The sequence below is a fragment of the Streptomyces humi genome (genome assembly GCF_001005085.2).
GTDB classification, from domain to species: Bacteria; Actinomycetota; Actinomycetes; order Streptomycetales; family Streptomycetaceae; genus Streptomyces; species Streptomyces humi.
The window spans coordinates 1-1,010 of sequence record NZ_LBMU02000146.1 but is presented as its reverse complement, the minus strand read 5'-3'; the positions used below and the strand labels follow the sequence as shown (position 1 = coordinate 1,010).

Below are 1,010 nucleotides of genomic sequence, written 5' to 3'. Positions count from 1 at the left end.
GCCCTGTTCGGCTCCTGGTACGAGTTCTTCCCGCGCTCCGAGGGCACCCCCGAGCGGCCGCACGGCACCTTCCGCACCGCCGCCCGCCGGCTGCCCGCCATCGCCGCGATGGGCTTCGACGTCGTCTACCTCCCGCCGGTCCACCCGATCGGCACCACCTTCCGCAAGGGCCGCAACAACACGCTGAGCGCGGGCCCGCAGGACGTCGGGGTGCCGTGGGCGATCGGCTCGCCCGAGGGCGGCCACGACGCCGTCCACCCGGACCTCGGCACACTGGAGGACTTCCGGTGGTTCGTGGCCGAGGCCGCCCGCCACGGCCTGGAGACCGCACTGGACTTCGCGTTGCAGTGCTCCCCGGACCACCCCTGGGTGGAGAAACACCCCGAGTGGTTCCACCACCGCCCCGACGGCACCATCGCCTACGCCGAGAACCCGCCCAAGAAGTACCAGGACATCTACCCGATCGCCTTCGACGCCGACATGGACGGCCTGATCACCGAGACCGTGCGGGTGCTGCGGCACTGGATGGACTGCGGGGTGCGGATCTTCCGCGTCGACAACCCCCACACCAAACCCGTGGTGTTCTGGGAACGGGTCATCGCCGAGATCAACGCGAGCGACCCCGACGTCATCTTCCTCGCCGAGGCCTTCACCCGCCCCGCGATGATGCGCACCCTCGCCCAGATCGGCTTCCAGCAGTCCTACACGTACTTCACCTGGCGCACCACCAAAGAGGAACTCACCGAGTACGCCACCGAACTCGCGCGCGAGAGCGCCGCCTACATGCGGCCCAACTTCTTCGCCAACACCCCCGACATCCTGCACGCCTACCTCCAGCACGGCCACCGCCCCGCCTTCGAGGTCCGCGCCGTGCTCGCCGCCACCCTCTCCCCCACCTGGGGCATCTACAGCGGCTACGAACTCTGCGAGAACACCCCCCTCAAAGAGGGCGGCGAGGAATACCTCGACTCCGAGAAGTACCAGCTCAAACCCCGCGACTGGGACCGCGC

At 69.1% G+C, this 1,010-nt stretch carries 1 pseudogene; it reads left to right on the top strand.

From position 1 onward, the window contains the following. A pseudogene (locus AAW13_RS43180) lies at positions 1–1,010 on the top strand (alpha-1,4-glucan--maltose-1-phosphate maltosyltransferase); the annotation flags it as partial.